Source organism: Cryomorphaceae bacterium (genome assembly GCA_017798125.1).
GTDB lineage: Bacteria > Bacteroidota > Bacteroidia > Flavobacteriales > ECT2AJA-044 > ECT2AJA-044.
Genome location: CP059070.1, coordinates 593,937 through 610,636, shown reverse-complemented (window position 1 = coordinate 610,636; position 16,700 = coordinate 593,937). Strand labels below are relative to the sequence as shown.

Here is a 16,700-nt window from a genome sequence, read left to right as displayed (position 1 = left end):
ACTTAATGAGAGGTTAAGCAATCAGGAGGTAGGCCCGTAGGCATCCGACTGATTTAGATGCTAAACCGTGTAAGGGATTCCGATTAACGTTTAGAGAACTGGAATTTCTTACGAGCTTTCTTCTGACCAAATTTCTTGCGCTCGACCATACGTGGGTCACGAGTGAGCAAGCTGTGTGGCTTGAAGAGTGCGCGGTATTCTTCGTTGATCTCGCAAAGAGCGCGAGCGATTCCTAAACGAAGGGCTTCCGCTTGTCCAGTGGTTCCACCACCTTCGATGTTCGCTTTTACGTCGTACTTTCCGACGATGTCCGCTATAGTGAAGGGTTGCATCACTTTGTAACGGAGGGTTGGAGTCGGGAAGTAATCTTCGATCGCGCGGTTGTTGATGGTAAAGTTCCCCTTACCTTCTGACAAATAAACGCGAGCAATTGATTTCTTACGACGTCCTAATGCGTGCGTGATTTCCATTGCTTAAAGTTTGATTTCGTTGAAGTTGATTGCTTCGGGCTTTTGCGCCTCATGCGGGTGCTCTGCACCAACAAATACGTGAAGATTCTTAAAGATCTTACGACCTAGACGGTTCTTCGGCAACATACCTTTAACAGCGCCCTCGATCAAAAGGATAGGATCTTTCTCGAACAATTCGCGAGAAGTCAGACTGCGCTGACCTCCAGGGTACCCTGTGTGGCGAATGTGTTGTTTTTGATCCCACTTCTGTCCGGACAAGCTGATCTTATCGGCATTGATAACGATGACGTAGTCACCACCATCCACGTGTGGGGTGAAGTCTGGCTTGTGTTTACCGCGCAACATCTTGGCAACTGCTGAGGCCATACGACCTAGTGTTTGCCCTTCCGCGTCCACCAAAACCCACTTCTTGTTCACTGTGGCGGCGTTGGCCGAAACCGTCTTGTAGCTCAATTGGTCCACTTGACTGAATTTTAATTAATTACCTGACTCACAATGGAGTCCTCTCAAAAACGGGCTGCGAATTTACGACAATAATATCGTTAGCCCAATTTTATAAACGAAAAAGTGTTGATAACCAGAGGGTCTTCTCTGGTGGAGGAAAGATGTTGGCCTGGGGGCATCGAGCCGTAGGCTCAAATCACGCCTAACTCACGGCCCACCTTGGTGAAGGCGGCAATGGCCTTGTCGAGGTGTTCCTGCTCGTGCGCTGCGCTGAGTTGCACGCGAATCCGCGCTTGTTCCTTCGGAACGACAGGGTAGAAAAAGCCGATGACGTAGATTCCTTCTTCGAGGAGTTTATCGGCCATGACTTGACTCAATTTGGCGTCGTAAAGCATTACGGGAACGATGGCGCTATCTCCGTCTTTGATATCGAAACCGGCGTCCTTGATGCCCTTCTTGAAGTAGTTGGTGTTCCACTCCAGCTTGTCGCGCAATTCTGTGCTTCCGCTCAGGAGGTCAAAAACAGCGTTACTGGCTCCAACGATGGAAGGGGCCAAGGAGTTGCTGAAGAGGTAAGGTCGAGAGCGCTGGCGAAGCATGTCGATGATCTCTTTACGGCCCGAAGTAAATCCACCCATAGCCCCACCAAGGGCTTTTCCGAGGGTTCCCGTAATGATGTCAATACGGCCCATTACGCCGTTGAGTTCGTGCGTTCCGCGACCCGTAGCACCAATGAATCCGGTGGCGTGGCACTCGTCGACCATGACCATGGCGTCGTATTGATCGGCCAAGTCACAGATTTTATCCAGTTGAGCCACGTAGCCGTCCATGGAGAATACCCCGTCGGTCACAATGATTTTATGGCGCGCACCTTGAGCGGCTTTCAGTTGCTCTTCAAGGTCCGCCATGTCGTTGTTTTTGTAGCGAAAGCGCTGTGCCTTGCACAAACGAACTCCGTCGATGATGGAAGCGTGGTTCAAAGAGTCGCTGATGATGGCGTCGTCCGGGCCCAAGAGCGGTTCAAAAACGCCTCCATTGGCATCGAAAGCCGCGGCGTATAATATGGTGTCTTCCGTACCCAAGAAATCGGCGATCTTTTGCTCCAATTCTTTGTGAATATCTTGAGTTCCACAGATAAAGCGAACGCTGGACATGCCGAATCCATGAGAGTCCAGAGCGTCCTTCGCCGCTTGAAGCACTTTCGGATGCGAACTCAATCCCAAGTAGTTGTTCGCGCAAAAGTTGATCACCTCTTCGCCGGTGCTGATTTGGATGACAGCGTCCTGCGGTCCAGTAATGATGCGTTCTTTTTTATAGAGCCCCGCTTCTTCGATGGCGGTGAGTTCTTCGGTCAAAAAAGATTGGATGGATCCGTACATATCAAGGGTATTTGGAGCGCAAGTTAGCGCAATTCATGCGTTCAGAAAAAGGGATTTATGTACCTTAGAACGGTATGAAAAGAAAATGGTTGTGGATTGTCTTGGGCATCGTGGTGGTGCTCGTCGGCGGATTCTTTCTGTCGGGCAATCTCCTGGTCTTGCGGCAAGTCAATGAAATGCTGAAGTCGCAAGTCCGTAATCAGCTGGGAGACGGCTGGACCTTCGACTACGACAAGAGCAAGCTCAACCTGCAGCGCGGAGAGCTCATGCTCTACGATATCGAGTTGACCCGAGGGGATGAGGACAAGGAGTACTGGACCCTCGATGTGGAGAGCATCAAGCTATACGGCTTCAGCAGTGCGGAGTTTTTAAGTTCTGGGAGCCTGCGGCTCGATAGCCTAGCTATCGACCGCCCCGTCTTCGAGGGCTACGCATTGGCCCCCAAGGACACCGCTTTAAAACCTGCGCCCGTGCCTGCCGAGGACGGTGGAATTGGCGGACTAAAGCTGCAGGTCAAAAAGATCAGAACCTCGAATGGGTCAATGATCTTCAACCCGGAAGGGCCCACTGAGTTTTCCGCTGGCCTAGACTTCTTGATGACCGACTTGGAGATTAACGGAAAAGCCACAGAGGTCATTGACATGTCCAAGGGACAACTCATACTTCCAGATGTGTACTTTCAGTTTCCGGACAGCATTTACGTCGTGCATATCGATAGTGTAGAAGTGCTTTGGGGCGATACGTTGTTCGCCGGATACGGCCTACATATGGAATCCAACTTGGGCAAGATTGCCTACGGTCACCACTTTGGCTGGAAGAAGGCGCGCTGGGATATTCAAGTTCCCAATTGGTTTATGACCCGACCTGAGGCCATTGATTCGGGCTTCATTCACCTTTCCGAATTGTATTTGAATGCACCGTACGCCGAAATCTTCAAGGACGGTCGCTTGCCCTTCCCCGACCATGTGAAAAAGTATCCTCAAGAGTTGGTCGAGGCCATTCCTATGGACTTCCGATTGAATAAGGCTGTGGTAAAGAATGGTCATATGGTCATTGAAGAATTACACGGAGAGCGAACCGTGGCCGCGCGCATTGAGCTCAATGACATGAATGCCGCCCTCAAGGGTTTGCAGAACCAGAACCGAAGAGAGCCGGCCCTAGTTATGGAAGGCTCCATCATGCTTCAGGGCAAGGCTTACACCGAGGTCCGTGCAGAATACCTTTATGGAGATCATTATCCCTACACGCTGAAGGGTACCATGGAGCCCACGAACCTTCAAATCATGCGGGAGTTTTTGGAGCACTCAGGAAACTTGTCCATCAAGAGTGGACAAGTCAATTCTCTGGCTTTCGACCTTCGCGGGACCAAAGACACCACCTTTGGCGACGTGGACTTCAGGTACAGCAACCTAGAGGTTGCCTTGGTCGATAAGGAGACAGGGCAACAGAAGAGCGGGATGATCAATTTCTTCACCAATGCATTTGGAGGCCTCGTCTATCACAAGAACAATCCTTCGGATAAATTCGGCCTGCACATCGGAGAAGCGGCCGTAGCCAATAAACCGTACAAGGCCTTTATTGGCCATTGGATCGAAGGCCTACTCGATGGCCTCATTCATTCCGTCTTGCGGACCAAAACGCACAAACAGGATCGCGCCTACCGGAAGAAGGTGAAGGAAGAACAAAAAGAAGAACGCAAGGCTGAAAAAGGTGCTGATACGGATCAGGAAGAGCCGGAGAAGAAGCGCGGTCTCTTTAAGAAGAATAAAGACGCTTAAAGCTGTCCTGAACCATGGACCATAGGATTTGATGGGTCTGGCCCGTCCAAGCCTCGGGAAGATCGAATCCTTCCGAGCCTCTCGGTTGGGCATCTTGTCCCGCTCCAATACCAATGAATACACCGTTGAGACCCTTCAAGTAATGCTGGAAGTCATCGGACCAATGCAACGGTTCATCCAATAAGCGAACGGGATGGCCAGAAGCTTTTCTCCACTGTTCAACGACCTTCGCTGTACCCTCGCCATTGCGAATAGCGATGAACTCGTCATGCCAAGTGACATCCACACCTAGTTCATGAATTTGCCCGGCGATTTGCGCATAGTCCACAATGCGCTTGGCCATTTTGTCCAGCTCTCTCTTTTTCCGAGCACGTACGGTCGCGCTCAACTCAGCATACCCTGGTGAAGTGTGAAAGACTTTTTCGCCCAATCGAATATGCGCCACATTGGTTTGCACAAACTGCTCAAACTTCTCATCGGCAGACAAATCGAGTATTTGCTCGGAAAGACGAATGACTCCTTTCAAGGGATGCACAGCACCAAGGGCGGAGCTAATGTCGCTCTCTTTACCGTGTAGTTTGATGGTCAATCCTTTACTCGCCGTAGTCATCGCCCCTTCTCGAAAGACCACTGTTCCTAATTCCTCGCCCGGAATCGGTTCAAATCCAATGATCCAATCCGGCTTGAAGGGTCGGAACTTATCATCTGAGAAAACAGCATGGGCGCCGGTTCCAGTGGTCGAGGCGGGCTGGAATACAAGAACCAGCGCTCCCGTTTTGGGCATATTCTCCTGAATAAGCGGAGCTAAACCGGCAACCGCGGCCATTTCGGCGTCATGTCCGTAGGTATGCCCTTCTGCGGCCGCGTCCATGCAGGCTCGGACCATAACAGTAGGCCCCTTTTTTCCCGAGTTCCATTCGGCAATAACTCCGTATCCACCTACATGATCAACAAATCGGGTCGGTTTAAATTCGGTGAGGAAATGCTTGAGTCTAGCCGCCGTTTCACGTTCACTATTAGCCGTCTCTGGAAAGAGGGCTAACCGGGCGCGTAGGGTTTCTGCGAGCTCGATAGGTGCGTTCGATGAAACTTGTGTGCTCAAATCAAAAGGGTTTATTCAAGAAGACTAACACCCTTCTTCGTCTGAGGTTCAAAAAAAATTGAAAGTTTTGAATCTGCCGTCTTTATTAGTCCTCCGCGGCAGAATCAGGAGCTTCTGCCTCTAATTCTTCACCTTGGGCATCATCGTCTCCTCCTTCGTCTAAAAAAGCATCGATCGCATTGATCATTTCCACATTCATTTTGATCAGGTAATCCCCATCTTCGGTTTCAATGGGAAGGGCGGAGACCGTCTCACCAGCGGCGTTGACAAATTTGATCATATCGTCGTCATCGTACCCATACGGATAGGTATGCTTAATGCTCTCGAGCATATCCGAAGTGATGTTTTTGACGTTGATGATTCGGTGCACTTTACCCATGGTGAGCAGGTATTTAGCGGGGAACGATTCTCGATTTACACAGGTACAAATTTAAAGGCCCAATGGCCGGCCAAGTTGTTTCAGTATTAAGTTTTAACCAAGCAACCGTCAGACTTCATTAATCGAATTTCGATTCCTACCTCTAATTTATTTATTTCTGCTTTTGTGCCTGCGGCACGATGCTCGATTTTCCCTCCAATCACCCCCATCCCTCTACCTTCATCTCCCGCGGAACTCCTATATTCACAGTCCAAATCCCTACAACATGAAAAGATTACTCTTTCTTTTGCTCGGTCTTTTGAGCACAACTGGTCTCATGGCTCAGGAAGTCATGACACCCGAACTACTCTGGGATCTCGGTCGCGTTGGCGGCGGCGCTCTCAGTCCAGACGGTAAATATTTAGTCTACGGGGTCACTCGATATGATATTGATGAAAACGGCGGTTCTAGCGATCTTTATATGGCGGATATTGAATCAGGAGACAACCGCCGATTGACTTCCCTCGAAGGATCTGAATACGGTGCCCAATGGCATCCAAGTGGAGAAAAGGTCGGTTTCCTTCATGGCGGGCAGTGGTATGAGATTCCCGCAGAAGGCGGTGAACCCGTACAGATCACCGAATACGCGTATTCTATTGGCAATGTAAAATACAGTCCAAACGGGGATAAATTACTGTTCACGGCAGAGGTTAAGATCACCCTGGAAACCTCGGATCGTTATCCGGATTATCCTCAAGCCAATGCGTTGATTTATGACAATCTGATGTATCGCCACTGGGATCATTGGTCGGACGGCCGCTTTTCGCACGTGCACTATGTAGAACTCGAAGACGGTAAACCGAAAGGAAGCCCCGTGGACATCATGGAGGGAGAGCCCTACGATTCACCCCTAGCACCATTTGGAGGCTCTGAAGCCTTGACGTGGGGACCGGATGGGCAGTCCATCATCTACGCGTGCAAGAAGCTCAGTGGAGTTGAGTACGCGCGCTCGACCAACGGTGACCTTTATCGATACGACTTTACGAATTTCACTACGACTAATTTGACGGACTTCAATGAAGGTTACGACAATAACCCTCAGTATTCCCCAGATGGAAAGTACATGGCCTGGTTGAGCATGGAGCGTGATGGATACGAGAGTGATCAAAACCGATTGATGCTCATGGAAGTGAGTTCAGGAAAGTACATTTCCCTTATGGGGGACCGCCCCATCACGGTTGGTGGATTTAGCTGGGGCCGTGATTCCAGAACCATTTACGCTGAACTTCCAACGAAGGCGACCCAACAAATCTTCTCTTTTGATCTCCCAAAGAAATTCAGCGATATGCCTGAGGACGTTGAAGTGAAGCAACACACTTCTGGAAACTTCAACTACGGTGTCCCTATGGATGCTGGAGACCACTGGGTGGTGGGTCGTACCGATATGAATCACGCCCGTGAGTATTACAGTGTCAACAAGAAGAGTAAAGAGGTGGCAAACTTGACTCGAGTCAATGAGTCCATTTACAACCAAATCAGCTTAAGTGCGATTGAAAAACGCATGATTAAAACCTCAGATGGCAAGGAAATGCTGACTTGGGTCGTCTTCCCACCGAATTTTGATCCAGATAAAAAATATCCGACGCTATTGTACTGCCAAGGAGGACCTCAGGCTGCTGTTTCGCAGTTCTACAGCTTCCGCTGGAATTTCCAGTTGATGGCCGCCCAAGGGTTCATAGTTGTAGCCCCAAACCGCCGTGGCCTTCCCGGATTTGGTCTCGAATGGAACGAGGATATTTCACAGGACTGGGGCGGTCAGGCCATGAGGGATTATTTGTCTGCGATAGATACCGTGGCAGAGGAGCCCTATGTGAATAAGGACAAACTGGGCGCCGTTGGAGCGAGCTATGGTGGGTACAGCGTGTATTACCTGGCCGGAATCCATGAGAAGCGGTTTAAGACCTTCATCAGCCACTGCGGACTCTTCAACTTGGAATCTTGGTATGGTTCCACGGAAGAACTGTTCTTTGCGGACTGGGACATTGGTGGTCCCTATTGGGAAACTCCACGTCCGGAGAGCTATGACAAATTCAGTCCTCATTTGAATGCCGACAAATGGGACACCCCAATTCTGGTGATTCACGGAGGAAAAGATTTCCGTGTTCCATACACCCAGGGTCTTGAGGCTTATCAAGCGGCCCAAGTTCAGGGAATCCCCAGTCGATTGTTGTTCTTCCCTGAAGAAGGGCACTGGGTATTGAGTCCGCAGAATGGATTGATTTGGCATTCCGAATTCTTCGGCTGGCTCAACCGTTGGCTAGTGCCTTCGAAAGAATAAGAGGAAACTTATTCACATTCTGTTCATAACAGGGGGTTTAACATACTGTTTTACAAATACTTAACGTTCCGGCAGAACTCAGGTTCTAGCCGGACGTTACGTTTGTATAGAATTAAAAAACAGGATTATGACCTCTGAAATGGAAATGGATCGCTACCTGAAAAAGCGCATGTTTCGTTACTGCTTGGAAGAAGGATTCAAATTGTCTGAGATCAAAAAATCACTCGGTCTTCGGGCTTCCGAAATGCGTGAATTTGTGTTCGAGTACCAAATGAAAGGATCAGCTTCGGCCGTCTAACCAAGCTTTAAAGCGGGCGCTTTTGTCGACGCTGACCACCGCGTCTTCAGGCGTTGGCGGAGCAGTGACGAGCTTCAAACGGCCTTTGGAGTACGGAATCATTTCTTCTATGCATCTAAAGCAAATGATGAACTTTCGGTTGATCTGAAAGAATTGCTTTGGATCCAACTGTTCAATCAGCTGCGTTAGTGGTTGGTCAATAAGGTATTCTCTTCCCTGTTTATCCGTGATAAACGAGTGCTTTCCTTGCGCGAAGAAAAATGAAATTTCTTCCGCGGGAAGGCTCTTTACCCGTTCACCCGTGCTCACCAAGAAGCGATCCCGGTATTCGGGTTTTAAATCCCGCTCAACTTTGTTCCAGTCCAATTGCCCATCACTAGGCTGGGTCCATCGATCTCGCTTATCCAGCGCACGTTTCAATTCTCCCTCTCCAATGGGTTTGAGGAGGTAGTCAATGGAATTCAATTTAAATGCACGGAGGGCATATTGATCAAAGGCGGTGGTAAAGATGATGGGACAAACGACTTCGACTTGATCGAAAAGCTGGAAAGAGAGACCATCGGAGAGATGAATGTCCAGAAACAAGAGGTCTGGTTTGTGCTCCCGAAGCGCTTCGGCTGCGGCCCGCACGCTTTCGACCGGAGCGAGGGCTACCCAATCGGGCCGTAGGCTCTTTATGGCCTGCTGCAACTTCTCAGCTGCTAGGGGTTCATCTTCTACGATTAAGTAGGTCATGCTTCGGCTTGAATGAGGGGTAGATCCGCTCGATACGTTCCTTCCAAGATACGGAAATCGGGTTCGTGGGAGGTTAAGATGCGGTAGCGTTCGCGAAGGTTTTGGAGTCCGAGTCCTGTAGAGATGACGCGGTCCGTCCGGCGTTGGAGGTTGTTGGATATGCGGATACCGTCCGAAGTGCTTTCGAGTGTAATGACCAAGGGCCGTTCGGCGCTGACTTCGTTGTGCTTGATGGCATTGCTCACGAGTTCTTGGAGGCTGAGTGGCGGAACGTAGAGTTCCAAATGGGCCGCGGAGATGTTCTCCTTCAGCTCTAGTGCTGAGCCGAAGCGGATTTGCTGCAGGAACATAAAGGAATCCAAGAAGCGCAATTCTTCACGCAGCGGCACCACCATTTCATCTTTGACGTCCAGCACATAGCGGTAAATACGGGCAAATTCATCGACGAATTGCTCCGCTTTTTTCGGGTCCTTTCGGATGAGGCTGCTCAGGACGTTGAGGCTGTTGAACAGGAAGTGAGGATCGAGCTGTGACTTGAGGGACTCATATTGGCTTTCGACTTGCTGGCGTTTGAGCTGTTCGGTTTCGAGTACACTTTTGCGCCATTGCTGAAAGAAAAAGACGCCCTCCATCAGGAGGACAACGATAAGTGTGATGGTGTTTCCGAAGATAATGTTGTCAAACAGATCGGCCTTGGTAACGGCAATGCCTTCATACAGTGGGGTTTTGGAGAAGCCCATGATGATGAAGTACTGAGCCACACTGGCGTAGAAAAAAACAACGAGTAATTCTACAGCGAGTCGGCGAACCACCCCTTCGCGCCAAGGCATTTTACGGTCAATAAACTGAATGATTCGCGTGCAGCCGAAGTACAAACTGGAAGTTACGGCTAGGGAATAAAGCGCCCCGTAAACAAAAGTGATGGGTCGGGGCTGAACTTCCGTTCCGTGCCAAGTCAAACCGAAGCCGTAATAACGGGTCAAGCTGAGCAGTACGGGGATGCTCGAGATAAAGAGAACGCCGAGAACTTCTTTTTGCCAGAGTTTCACAGGGATCAATTTAAGCAATTAGGCAGGGAGCCAATGCTCCAGGGATTGGGCGCGAAGTTTTTCACGGAGGCGTCTTTCGCCATCGACCCGTAGGGTCTGCAAATCAGGAAGAGCATCGAGGTCCTCGATTTCCCATCCGACAGTGTAGCCATGCCCCATGTAGCGGCTGAGTTTCATGGCAACGAGGTGGGCACCGGAGGTCATGAAGGCCCGCATGTGGGCTTCCGACTCCCATACACTGACGGTGCAAACATTGCGAATAGTAGCGGCCCAAGCCGTCCATTTGACGTTGCCTTTGCTCCGGCCCGCTTGGTTTCCGGAGCGAACGGCGTGGAACTGAAAGAGGAACCAACCGATCGGATTGGTGATCTTGAAGTGGGTGTGACTGACGTACATGGCGCTGCGATTAAAAGGTGATGCGGTAGAGGAACATCGGGAAGAAACCCAATTGGTTCGTCACCTCTAGTTCGCCAGTCGTTTCGTTGTAGTCTTGTCCAAAGGGATTCTCACGCCCGGTCAAATTTTGAATGTCCAGGGCCCATTCCTGAGTGACGTTGGGACCGGCCATCTTGAATCCGATGCGGAGATCGAGCCGTAGGTAGTCGATGAATTGCTCGTCATAAGCCCGCGACCAGTCGTAGACCGCTTCTCCCGCGGCGTTGCTCGCTTCCAAATCAATGGGCACGTAGCGCTGACCGCCCGCCCAGCTGAACTTGGAATCCACGGTGATAGTGTTCAAGAAGCGCGGGTTTTCTTTCTTGCTGCGCAAGGCAAATTCTTTTCCTCCGATGAGGTTGTACACGAAGTTTCCGTTGAAAACGGTGTTTCGCCATTCACCGTCTAGACCGGTGTACTTGCTGTCGAAGATGGAGATGGTGTTGAGGAAGTAAAAGCCATTATCCAGGTACTTCTCAATGGTCAAGTCCAAGCCCACATTATACCCGTTCCCCTGGTTCAAGACCGTGTCTGGGGTGAAGAAGGTAAAGGACCCATCGTTCAGCAAGCTATATTCTTCTTGCTCCGGGGTGACCAGCGCATCGTATATCCATTGGTAGTAAGCCTCCGCTTTCAAGTGAAGTCCCCAAGGCAGATTGCGGTCATAGCCCACGACAAAGTGGTGGCTCTTTTGAAACTCGACATCGGTATTGGGCTCGAAATAGCTCCCGTCCGGAAGATAGACTTGCTTGTACAGGGTCAGCGAATTCGGCACTTGACTGTGCAATCCGTAGCCCGCGCTGATGCGGTTGTTCTCATCGATTTGATAACCGAATCCGAGTCGCGGTTCTACGTTGAAGTTACCGTTGCTCTGGAGGGCCATCGCGTGCACCCCGGCATTCATTTCCAGGCGATTGTTGAAGCGGTGCTCCCAGTTGATGTAGGGGTTGTAGCGCCAGTCGGCTCCGTCGTGGTTGCGCAGCGTTTGGAAGAACTGATCGCTGTTGTCGAAAATGCTGTCGTTGAGGTTGAAGTCCATCCGGGTCACGAAGGTTCCTACACGGACGCTGTTTTTAGCGTCGAATTTCTTGTGCAGATAAGCGGCGAGCTGAATGCTGTTTTCTTCGAACTGCTGCCCGTAGTTCAGGGCGGTTTGGGTACCATCGCCGTAGAGGGTGTCGATGGTGGTTTTGTTCCGAATGGTCGTCGCGGCCAAAGTTACCTTGGAGTACATATCGTTCTCGAAGAGGTACTGATGGGATACTCCAATGACCCCGTTGGTCACTTTGTAGCGCAGGTCTTCATTTCCCGAGTAGAAATTATCCGGCTCTTCTTCTAGGCTCTCCGAATCGAGGAAATCGATGTTGGACCGACCGCCCATGGCAAAGACCTCGATGTTTCCAATTTTCCGACTCGGGAAGTTAAATTTCGCCGTGAAGTCCTGGTAATAGGGGATGGCCGTTCCGGTTCCGAATTCGAAGCCCATCTCCGCCATGATGCCCAGTGTTGAGTAACGGTAGTTGATGAGGTAAGAAGAGTGTTTTTCGCGATTTAAGGGCCCTTCTGCCCCAAATTCGAGCCCGTTGAAGCCAATTTGGCCCAAAAACTCGTGATTTTGATCATTTCCGTTTCGGAGCTGAAGGTCGAAAACTCCCGATAATCCATCCCCATAATCTGCCGGGAAGGCCCCAGTCAAAAAGTCCGAATTGGCCAGCACGTTGTTGTTGAGCATCGAAACCGGCCCGCCCGTGGCTCCAAATGACCCGAAGTGGTTCGGGTTCGGAATATCAATGCCCTCCATTCGCCAAATCAGCCCGATGGGCGAGTTTCCGCGGATCACGATGTCGTTGGTGGCATCGTTTGTGCGCTGCACCCCGGCAAAGTTAGACGCCATGCGTGCCACATCGTTATTGGCTCCTGCGAATCGCTTGCTCTCTTCAATCGAAAAAGTACGGCCCGATACCTCAACCCGTTCATTCTTCGTCCGCTGCAGATCCACTTCTTCCACCACCGTGACTTCCATGATTTCCTCCGCGCTTTCCCGAAGGTCCATGTTCAACACCAGCTCTTTCGAAGCGATATGCTCGATGTTCCGTGCCGTCCGCGTTTCGTACCCGATAAAGCTAAACTGCAGGGTAACGCGCCCCACAGGGACATCTTCAAGCACGTAGTAGCCGTCGAAGTCCGTGGCCGTTCCAATCATCGGCTCGCTGCCGATTACCAGCACATTGACACCCGGCAAAGGCATCTGCGACTGTTCATCGATCACGCGCCCCCGGATCGTTTGGGTATAATCTTGTTTGATGACGACGCGGTAGGCGTCCTCTGGATTTGCGCCTACGGCGCGATGCGACAGGCCAAAGGCCATAGCAAGTACTACGAGGAAGAGGGAGGGTTTCATTATTGGTTCAAATCAAGTTGCTATTCAAATCCTGCATGGCACCGAACGGATGAGCGCCGTATCCTCGCACACGGTCATTCCCTCGTTCATCACTTAAGATAGCGATGAATTCGTGATCTCTGCGTTCTACGCGAATGAAGCGTAGCATTTGCAGCGGAATGGCGATACGGATGGCATTCATGGTCGTTCGATTTTACACAGGCAAAGGAATAGCACCTTGCTCGACCATAATAACAGACGGGAGTGAACGGGAAATATTACGGTATGAACCGGAAAATTTAGGCGTAATACCGTTTTTTCAACCAATAACTCACCTGTACCAGGCCGATGAGCGCAGGTACCTCAACAAGCGGGCCAACAACGCCGGTGAAGGCCTGACCCGAGTTTAAACCGAAGATGGCAATGGCCACAGCGATGGCCAATTCAAAGTTGTTTCCCGCTGCTGTGAAGGCAATGGAAGCGTTCCTGGAATAGTCTGCGCCCATTCTTTTCGCCACGAAGAAACTGATGAGGAACATCAAGGCGAAGTAGATGACCATCGGCACAGCAATACGCAGTACATCCCCCGGTATTTCTACGATGAGCTCCCCTTTCAGGCTGAACATCAAGACGATGGTTGCCAACAAGGCGATGAGGGTTATGGGGGAAATCGCCGGGATAAATTTCTCCTTGTACCAATCTTCGCCGAAGCGACGAGCCAGCAAGATCCGACTCAGGAATCCGGCGACGAAGGGAATTCCGAGATAGATCAGTACACTCTCCGCAACGGTCCCCATGGAGATGTCCACCAGGGCACCTTCGAATCCCAATTTGGGAGGCAACCAGGTAATAAAGAGATAGGCGTAAACGGAATAGAAGAACACTTGAAAGATACTGTTGAGGGCCACCAAGCCCGCGGCGTATTCACGACTTCCATCGGCCAGCTCGTTCCATACTATGACCATGGCAATACATCGCGCCAGTCCAATCAGGATCAAACCGGTCATGTATTCCGGATAATCGCGTAAAAACAAAACGGCCAATCCAAACATGAGCAGGGGGCCTACGATCCAGTTCAAGAAAAGCGAAATGCTCAAGACTTTGACGTTGGCAAAGACCTTGGGCAAGAGTTTGTAGTTCACCTTGGCCAATGGCGGATACATCATCAAAATCAATCCAATGGCAATGGGGATGTTGGTGGTGCCGGACGAAGCGCTTTCGAGCGTCTGCGCCATGGAGGGTACAAAATACCCAAGACCAACACCTACGGCCATGGCCAAGAAGATCCACAAGGTGAGCCAACGATCGAGAAAGGACAGGCGAGGTTTCGTTTGCATGGCGTTAGTTCTGGAGGAGTCCGTACAAATGGTGAAAGGCATACATCATCTCGGCCGCGATTTGTCGACTGCGTTCATCGTAGGTCGCGGTCTGCTCCGACGTTCCATCGGATACCTTGGGATCGTCGTAGTTCAATGAAATCCGCGCACTCGCTCCTGCTACGAAGGGACAGTTCTCCTCTGCATGCCCGCAGGTCATCAAAGCCATGAACTCTGATTTGGGATTGGGTTCGTCTTCATAAACCTTACTAAAGATTTCCAGGGCAGCTCCTCTTGGTTTCAATCGAGCGAGGTGATGAGGGTTCTCTCCTTCGCCTCGTTGAATCGCGATTCCCGCGCGCTCCAAAGCAACCAACGTATTGGGGTGGCATGCCGTCACTTCGGTACCGCCAGAATAGGAATCGACAAAGCGCATTCCATAATAGCGACTCGCAGCCCAGGCCCAGACCTGTCCGAACTGAGATCGACGACTGTTGTGGGTGCAAATGAAATTCAATCGGATCCGGCGCCTGGAGCGTCGTTCATCGGCCATTTTTTCGGCCCAACTTTCGAGTACGGCTCTTCGGCCAGCGGATATGGTATGCGCATCTCCGGCCCGCTCATCCAAGTAGCGGTGGAGTGGAGGAAAAAAAGTCATCTCAACAACATTTTTTGTCAATGGAAGGGGAAAAAATGAAATCACCGAGGACTTTTTGGAGGACTTTCCAACGGTCGGTATCGATGCAATAGCACACCTTGGTTCCGTCTATATCACCCCGGATAAGGCCGGATTCTTTTAAAGCTTTGAGGTGTTGGCTAACAGTGGGTTGAGCCAAGCCCAAATCCTCAACGAGATCTCCGGTTATACAGGAATCCGTGTCCAGAAGTATCTGAAGAATACGTATGCGGGCAGGGTGACCGAGGACTTTGGCCATTTCAGCCAGCTCGTTGGTTCGCCCGTCAAATAAGTCAATTCGTGTGATGCCCATCAGCGGTATATTGATATTGCAATATTACGATGATAAGGTGAAGATGGACCACGGGAGATGTTAAGTTTTTGAGAACCTATCGATACTCTTCGGGAAGTTCAACACCGTTGCGATCGCTGACCCATAGAATGCTGGTGATCCACCAACGTGTGCCGTCGAAGTAGAGTTGATAGCTGTTGACGCCTTTCTCCTTTCCGCGGGGGCTTTCGACTTGATACCCTTGGAAGACTTGGGCAATACCGTTGTATTCGTTCACCGTCTTTTTGAGCTCGTACTCCAAAAAGGAACTACCGTCATAAAAGTTGCGGACAATTCGAGCGAATTCTTCCAGGTTGAAGGTGCGCAAGCTTCGATTGCCATCCGGAGCATGAGTCAGCGCGCGGAAGGTTGCATCGTGCCTAAAGAGCATCCTGAACTGCTCTAGATTGCGAACCTTGTCCGGTTCTCCGGAGATGATGTTCAAGACTTCGTTTACCGTTCCGTCAATGGTTGAAACTGTTGTTGAATCGGGTTCGTGCGTATCTTGGGCCTGAACCGAAACGAGGTAAGTCAAGCTCAGGATTAAGAGTGCTTTTTTCATAGGATTTTGGTTTGCAGGGTTACCCCTTCAATGCTCTTTATTTCTTCGCCAATCCACTGTCCAGGCGTTGCAAATCCAAGGGGGCCTTCTCCCTTCACGATCTGGTGACAGAGCAGCAGCAGGCACTCGGCGGTAAAGACGTAGGCCTCTGGACCTTTGAGTTCGGCGACTGCTTTTTGGCCATCCTGCGAAGAAACTTCTGCGTAGACGAGGGTGTATCCCTTTTTCATTTGCTTTTTCGATGGTCCTTCGGGTAGCCAATGCAGTCTTTTCAACAGGAAACGACGCAGCCATTTGAGCTTACCGTGCATCATGGAGATAGCGAATCCGGGCAGTTTCATATAGGACTGGTAGTTGGCCACCCCTGTTCCATGAGGCACGGTCAAAAGATCGGCCCGAAGGGGATTGTTTACGCCCTGAACGGTTTGACCAAAAACGCTCCGCTCCAGGCGGTCTTGTGCCGGCTGGGCGATGGCCCATTCGCGATTTACCCACTGGACTCCACCCTGATCGACTTCGCTGAGCACGGAATAAAGCGTTCCTCTAGAAACGCCGCCGAAGGTCGCGGCCAATGCCAGGGCATGGCTTGCATCGGGAAGTTGTTGAAGGGCCAAATGAGCGGCGATATCTGGAGGGGCCACTCCAAAACCAGCGGCTGGAATAAGAACGATTTGGGCTTCCAGAGCTCTTTCATGGCGTTCCAAGGCCCGCTCTACTTCTTTCTTTTTTCCGGAGACATCCACGTAGTGCGTTTTGCTCTCGATGCAGGCGTCCATTAAAGGTCCTTGAGTAGCGGCAAAAGGACCAGCCGTATTGATTAGGAAGTCAATATCTCTAAGGTGATCGGCGGCTTCCTCCACGTTGAAAATTCGGGCCTCAAGACCGAGGATTCCGGCAAATTGTCGAACTGCGTTGGAGCGTCCGGCCAAGATGGGTCGTAGCCCTCGGGCGCGGAAAAGACGCGTGGTCAATCGGCCAGTATAGCCGTTTGCTCCGTAGATCAATATTTTCTTGTTGGCTAGGGCGGATAGGTCCACAAACAAGGGGCT

General features: G+C 50.8%; 18 protein-coding genes. 3 read left to right on the top strand and 15 right to left on the bottom strand.

Going from position 1 to position 16,700, the window contains the following annotated elements; all coding sequences use genetic code 11:
• Window positions 1-83: 83 nt before the first annotated feature.
• From rpsI to kbl, 3 genes are all read right to left on the bottom strand, one after another.
• A complete protein-coding gene (gene rpsI / locus HZ996_02635; protein ID QTN38080.1) occupies window positions 84-470 on the bottom strand; it encodes a 30S ribosomal protein S9 in 387 nt (128 codons plus the stop codon).
• Window positions 471-473: 3 nt separating this feature from the next.
• On the bottom strand, window positions 474-932 hold the full coding sequence (gene rplM / locus HZ996_02630) for a 50S ribosomal protein L13 (protein QTN38079.1): 459 nt from the start codon (window positions 930-932) through the stop codon (window positions 474-476).
• A 173-nt stretch (window positions 933-1,105) separates the two neighbouring features.
• Entirely contained in the window at window positions 1,106-2,293 is a 1,188-nt protein-coding gene (gene kbl / locus HZ996_02625; GenBank protein ID QTN38078.1) for a glycine C-acetyltransferase, read from the bottom strand.
• Window positions 2,294-2,367: 74 nt separating this feature from the next.
• Here kbl and HZ996_02620 point away from each other — a divergent pair, with 74 nt between their 5' ends.
• On the top strand, window positions 2,368-4,071 hold the full coding sequence (locus HZ996_02620) for a hypothetical protein (GenBank protein ID QTN38077.1): 1,704 nt from the start codon (window positions 2,368-2,370) through the stop codon (window positions 4,069-4,071).
• Here HZ996_02620 and HZ996_02615 read toward each other — a convergent pair.
• Together HZ996_02615 and HZ996_02610 are read right to left on the bottom strand one after the other, a co-directional pair.
• Window positions 4,049-5,173 (bottom strand): hypothetical protein, encoded by a 1,125-nt coding sequence (locus HZ996_02615; protein QTN38076.1) that lies wholly within the window; start codon window positions 5,171-5,173, stop codon window positions 4,049-4,051. The two genes, HZ996_02620 and HZ996_02615, sit on opposite strands and share 23 nt — an antisense overlap.
• Window positions 5,174-5,258: 85 nt before the next feature.
• A complete protein-coding gene (locus tag HZ996_02610) occupies window positions 5,259-5,552 on the bottom strand; it encodes a hypothetical protein (GenBank protein ID QTN38075.1) in 294 nt (97 codons plus the stop codon).
• A 265-nt stretch (window positions 5,553-5,817) separates the two neighbouring features.
• On the opposite strand from HZ996_02610, the gene HZ996_02605 reads away from it, so the two are divergent.
• The gene (locus HZ996_02605; protein QTN38074.1) at window positions 5,818-7,869 is read left to right on the top strand and encodes a S9 family peptidase; all 2,052 of its coding nucleotides are present in this window, start codon (window positions 5,818-5,820) and stop codon (window positions 7,867-7,869) included.
• 127 nt (window positions 7,870-7,996) lie between these two features.
• Complete coding sequence (locus tag HZ996_02600; protein QTN38073.1) at window positions 7,997-8,167, top strand: hypothetical protein; 171 nt, start codon at window positions 7,997-7,999, stop codon at window positions 8,165-8,167.
• Here HZ996_02600 and HZ996_02595 read toward each other — a convergent pair.
• The 10 genes from HZ996_02595 to HZ996_02550 all read right to left on the bottom strand — a co-directional run bounded on the left by HZ996_02595 (window position 8,150) and on the right by HZ996_02550 (window position 16,688).
• Window positions 8,150-8,902 carry a response regulator transcription factor gene (locus HZ996_02595; GenBank protein ID QTN38072.1) on the bottom strand — a complete coding sequence of 251 codons (753 nt, stop codon included), beginning with the start codon at window positions 8,900-8,902 and terminating at the stop codon, window positions 8,150-8,152. The genes HZ996_02600 and HZ996_02595 overlap by 18 nt on opposite strands.
• Entirely contained in the window at window positions 8,899-9,951 is a 1,053-nt protein-coding gene (locus tag HZ996_02590) for a histidine kinase (protein QTN38071.1), read from the bottom strand. The genes HZ996_02595 and HZ996_02590 overlap by 4 nt, the downstream gene beginning before the upstream one ends.
• Before the next feature lie 18 nt (window positions 9,952-9,969).
• The gene (locus HZ996_02585) at window positions 9,970-10,347 is read right to left on the bottom strand and encodes a hypothetical protein (protein QTN38070.1); all 378 of its coding nucleotides are present in this window, start codon (window positions 10,345-10,347) and stop codon (window positions 9,970-9,972) included.
• 10 nt (window positions 10,348-10,357) lie between these two features.
• The gene (locus HZ996_02580) at window positions 10,358-12,787 is read right to left on the bottom strand and encodes a TonB-dependent receptor (GenBank protein QTN38069.1); all 2,430 of its coding nucleotides are present in this window, start codon (window positions 12,785-12,787) and stop codon (window positions 10,358-10,360) included.
• Window positions 12,788-12,794: 7 nt separating this feature from the next.
• Entirely contained in the window at window positions 12,795-12,968 is a 174-nt protein-coding gene (locus HZ996_02575) for a hypothetical protein (GenBank protein QTN38068.1), read from the bottom strand.
• Window positions 12,969-13,065: 97 nt separating this feature from the next.
• Window positions 13,066-14,103: an ACR3 family arsenite efflux transporter gene (gene arsB / locus HZ996_02570; protein ID QTN38067.1), complete on the bottom strand. Its 1,038-nt coding sequence runs from the start codon at window positions 14,101-14,103 to the stop codon at window positions 13,066-13,068.
• 4 nt (window positions 14,104-14,107) lie between these two features.
• Complete coding sequence (locus HZ996_02565) at window positions 14,108-14,740, bottom strand: protein-tyrosine-phosphatase (protein QTN38066.1); 633 nt, start codon at window positions 14,738-14,740, stop codon at window positions 14,108-14,110.
• A gap of 1 nt (window position 14,741) precedes the next feature.
• On the bottom strand, window positions 14,742-15,071 hold the full coding sequence (locus HZ996_02560; GenBank protein ID QTN38065.1) for a winged helix-turn-helix transcriptional regulator: 330 nt from the start codon (window positions 15,069-15,071) through the stop codon (window positions 14,742-14,744).
• A gap of 76 nt (window positions 15,072-15,147) precedes the next feature.
• Window positions 15,148-15,651, bottom strand: coding sequence for a hypothetical protein (locus HZ996_02555; GenBank protein ID QTN38064.1), 504 nt, complete (start codon window positions 15,649-15,651; stop codon window positions 15,148-15,150).
• Window positions 15,648-16,688 carry a saccharopine dehydrogenase NADP-binding domain-containing protein gene (locus HZ996_02550; protein ID QTN38063.1) on the bottom strand — a complete coding sequence of 347 codons (1,041 nt, stop codon included), beginning with the start codon at window positions 16,686-16,688 and terminating at the stop codon, window positions 15,648-15,650. The genes HZ996_02555 and HZ996_02550 overlap by 4 nt, the downstream gene beginning before the upstream one ends.
• Window positions 16,689-16,700: the final 12 nt, after the last annotated feature.

What these genes read in the sequence shown, in the direction of transcription:
- HZ996_02610 (QTN38075.1), bottom strand. Translation starts at nt 5,552, where the DNA reads ATGGGTAAAGTGCACCGAATCATCAACGTCAAAAACATCACTTCGGAT.
- HZ996_02560 (QTN38065.1), bottom strand. Translation starts at nt 15,071, where the DNA reads ATGGGCATCACACGAATTGACTTATTTGACGGGCGAACCAACGAGCTG.
- HZ996_02565 (QTN38066.1), bottom strand. Translation starts at nt 14,740, where the DNA reads ATGACTTTTTTTCCTCCACTCCACCGCTACTTGGATGAGCGGGCCGGA.
- HZ996_02580 (QTN38069.1), bottom strand. Translation starts at nt 12,787, where the DNA reads ATGAAACCCTCCCTCTTCCTCGTAGTACTTGCTATGGCCTTTGGCCTG.
- arsB (QTN38067.1), bottom strand. Translation starts at nt 14,103, where the DNA reads ATGCAAACGAAACCTCGCCTGTCCTTTCTCGATCGTTGGCTCACCTTG.
- HZ996_02605 (QTN38074.1), top strand. Translation starts at nt 5,818, where the DNA reads ATGAAAAGATTACTCTTTCTTTTGCTCGGTCTTTTGAGCACAACTGGT.
- HZ996_02620 (QTN38077.1), top strand. Translation starts at nt 2,368, where the DNA reads ATGAAAAGAAAATGGTTGTGGATTGTCTTGGGCATCGTGGTGGTGCTC.
- HZ996_02585 (QTN38070.1), bottom strand. Translation starts at nt 10,347, where the DNA reads ATGTACGTCAGTCACACCCACTTCAAGATCACCAATCCGATCGGTTGG.
- HZ996_02555 (QTN38064.1), bottom strand. Translation starts at nt 15,651, where the DNA reads ATGAAAAAAGCACTCTTAATCCTGAGCTTGACTTACCTCGTTTCGGTT.
- HZ996_02575 (QTN38068.1), bottom strand. Translation starts at nt 12,968, where the DNA reads ATGAATGCCATCCGTATCGCCATTCCGCTGCAAATGCTACGCTTCATT.
- kbl (QTN38078.1), bottom strand. Translation starts at nt 2,293, where the DNA reads ATGTACGGATCCATCCAATCTTTTTTGACCGAAGAACTCACCGCCATC.
- rpsI (QTN38080.1), bottom strand. Translation starts at nt 470, where the DNA reads ATGGAAATCACGCACGCATTAGGACGTCGTAAGAAATCAATTGCTCGC.
- HZ996_02595 (QTN38072.1), bottom strand. Translation starts at nt 8,902, where the DNA reads ATGACCTACTTAATCGTAGAAGATGAACCCCTAGCAGCTGAGAAGTTG.
- HZ996_02600 (QTN38073.1), top strand. Translation starts at nt 7,997, where the DNA reads ATGACCTCTGAAATGGAAATGGATCGCTACCTGAAAAAGCGCATGTTT.